At 64.9% G+C, this 2907-nt stretch carries 4 protein-coding genes; 2 read left to right on the forward strand and 2 right to left on the reverse strand.

What is annotated here, in order from left to right; translation table 11 throughout:
• Positions 1-437 (forward strand): L,D-transpeptidase (locus tag EOA33_RS30630; protein WP_145989368.1); only part of this gene is annotated, 437 nt, incomplete at its 5' end.
• A gap of 59 nt (positions 438-496) precedes the next feature.
• Here the strand turns inward: EOA33_RS30630 and EOA33_RS30635 are convergent.
• On the reverse strand, positions 497-1963 hold the full coding sequence (locus EOA33_RS30635) for an esterase-like activity of phytase family protein (protein WP_127407350.1): 1467 nt from the start codon (positions 1961-1963) through the stop codon (positions 497-499).
• A 208-nt stretch (positions 1964-2171) separates the two neighbouring features.
• Between EOA33_RS30635 and EOA33_RS30640 the strand changes: the two genes are divergently transcribed.
• Positions 2172-2486, forward strand: coding sequence for a hypothetical protein (locus EOA33_RS30640; protein WP_126053927.1), 315 nt, complete (start codon positions 2172-2174; stop codon positions 2484-2486).
• Between the two features lie 30 nt (positions 2487-2516).
• On the opposite strand, the gene EOA33_RS30645 is transcribed toward EOA33_RS30640, so the two are convergent.
• On the reverse strand, positions 2517-2907 hold a 391-nt coding region (locus EOA33_RS30645; RefSeq protein ID WP_190234417.1), incomplete at its 5' end, for a substrate-binding domain-containing protein.

A 2907-nucleotide genomic window follows, 5' to 3' on the forward strand; every position in this document is an offset into this window, starting at 1 on the left:
GCGTCAGCCTCGGCAAGGCCGGTTTCGGATGGACCGGCAGCGCCGTGGTTCAGGCGCGAAAGAAGTGGCCGGTCTGGACGCCGCCGCCGGAAATGATCCAGCGCCGGCCGGAACTGGCGAAATACAAGGACGGCATGCCGCCCGGTCCGCAGAGCCCGCTCGGCGCTCGGGCGCTCTATCTCTTCCGCGACGGCAAGGACACGATGTACCGGCTGCACGGCACGCCGGAGTGGGATTCCATCGGCAAGAATGCTTCGTCCGGCTGCGTGCGCTTCATGAACCAGGACATCATCGACCTCTACAGTCGTGTTAACGGCGTCGCGCAGGTCTACGTGCGCCCGAACCTGTCGCCCGCCGGCAAGCTCACGGCCGTGTCGAACAGGACGGCCGAGCCGATCGATGCCGGCGTGCCGAGGGACGCGGAGATCTTGAAGTAGATCATCGGCAAATGGCCTGAAGGCGGACGCGCCCGGCGCGTCCGCCTTTCTGTCTGCAGCTAGTTCGTGGCGAGGTTCGGCAGCGTCACCTGGTAGACCAGGAACATGGTGTCGACATCGGCGCCGTCCTCGGCCTTGTAGGGCGCGCCGACCTGGAAGCCGTCCTGGGTCAGGAAATCGTTGTCGTTAGCGACGAACAAGAAGTAGTCGTCGGGCAGCTTCGGATCGAGCACGCTGACCAGCGACATCGCCTCCCATTTCTCAGAGAGATTGTCCTTGTCGTTCGGCTTGCCATTGTGCAGGCCGAAGCGGCCAAGCTGGGCCTTGTCGTTGATGTCGATGAACGGCGTGAGCTTGGCCGGGCTCACCGACGGATCGAGCACGCCCTTCGGCGCCACCGGTTTGTCGGCGGCGTCGAACGGGCCGCCGGCGATGTCGGTCGCGCCGGACAGGTCGACGATGTTGATCTTGCGGTAGAGCGACTCTTCGCCCTTCACGCCCTGGCCGTTGCCGCTGTCGCGCGTCAGCATCAGGAAGCTTGTGTTGGAGAGCGCGACGATCTCGCTCTGGGCCGCCACCTTGGTCTTGTCCTTGGCGTCCTTAAACACCGGCAGCGGCACGACATATTCATGCGCCAGCTTGAGATGGGCGAGGTCGGAAGCGTCGTAGACCAGCGCCCTGGTGTTCTGGCGCGTCGAACCGGAATCACCGCCATCCTGACGCGGCGCCGACTGCAGCACGGCGATCAGGAACTTGCCGTCCGGCGTCAGCGACATGCCTTCCAGGCCCTGGTTGTTCTGGCGGCCGGTCTCGGGATCCTTCGGGTCGGGCTCGGCGGCACCCGGGCCCGGATTGTCGGAGGCGAAGTTCGGCTTGCCGTGGCGCATCGGCACCAGGGCGGCCGGCGGCTGGGTGGCCGACATCAGGCGGCCTTCGGCCGAGAAACGATAGATGTTCGGGCCGTATTCGTCGGAGATGAACATGGTGCCGTCGGGCAGCCGCACGATCGCCTCGTCGTCCAGCGAGAGCTTGCCATTGTCGGCCTGCGGCAGGATCGGCATGTCGCCGGCTGCCGGGCGGACGCCGTTCAGCGGGTCGAGGCCGGTCGCCTCAGCGCCCTTGTCGTCGGTCAATAGCAAGGTGTCGGCGAGCGTCGCCTTGACACCCGACTGTTCCTGGCCGGCGGCGGGCGCCGCGCCGGGAGCAGTCGGGGCAAGCTCGATCGAAATGGTGTTGAGGCGGGCGCGGTAATCGGTGGTGCCGACGACGTTGTAGCCGCGATCCGGCAGCAGCCACAGTGAACCCTTGTAGGCGTTTCCGTCACGCGCCCAGCCCTTGACGTCGATCGCCATGCCGGAACCGGAGCCGAAGGTCTCGCCGAACTTGTCCTTCTGGCTGGCGGGGATACGGCCGACGCCGACCAGGCCCTTGTTGATATAGGCGACGCCATCGGCGAGCGCGGGCGTCAGGGTGGTGAACAGGGCAAGTGTCGCGCCAAGTGCGGCAGTCCGGCTGAGATGTTTCATCGATATCCCCTTGTGACAGAGCATGCCTGAGCGGGTGTCGCATCGACATGCCGCCAGCACCTTCCGCAAGCGGTCTAGGACTCCAACATGATACTTGCGTGACATGCCGCGCCGGCGCGTGCCCGGAACCATTTTCCAATCGGAACCGTTGCAGGCGAGCCCAGGCATCGCCGCGATGGTCGGTCGAGCCATGGGCTCAGGAGGACAAATGGGTTTCGATCAGTATCACGAGCCGGCGGAGGAATTGACGCAGAAGGTGCGGACCTTTGCCCGCATGATCACATCGCTGATCGAGGAGGCGGAGGCGATCAGTTGGTACGAACAGCGCATGTCGGTGGAAAAGGACGCGCAGGCGCGCGCCATCATGAAGAATGCGCAAGGTGAGGAATTCAAACATTTCGGCATGAATCTCGAATTCCTGCTGCGTCAGAAGGAAGACTGGCGGGCGGAGCTGAAGGAGATCCTGTTCACCACTGGCGACATCGTCAAGGCTGGCGAGAAGGGCGAGAAGAAGGTGGATTGAGGCCTGCCCGGCCAGCCTTCGGCAATGCTTTCAGTCGCTTTCTCTCGCGATCAGCTCCAGCGGCCAGACCTCGCGCATGATCCGCGCCCCTTCCGGGCCGGCGAAGGCAGGAAGCGATGCGAGCAGCATCTCGGCCAGCCGCCGGCCCATCGGTTCAAGCGCCGGGCGGAAGGCGGTCAGCGCCGGGGAAAAATAGCGGCAGAGCGGGGTGTCGACGATGACGATCACCGCGATGTCATGGCCGGGTCGGATGCCCATTTCGGCGAGCGCCTTGCAGCCGCCGAGCGCCATGGCGTCGTTGTTGAAGATGATGGCGGTGGGCCGGTCTTTTGCCAGCATCACACGCGGCGTCACCTGATAGCCGCCGGCCTCGTTGATGAAGCCGTCGGCGATCAGGGCAGGAGCGACCTCGATGCCATGC

Origin of the sequence: Mesorhizobium sp. M4A.F.Ca.ET.050.02.1.1 (assembly GCF_003997725.1) — a bacterium.
Lineage (GTDB): Bacteria > Pseudomonadota > Alphaproteobacteria > Rhizobiales > Rhizobiaceae > Mesorhizobium.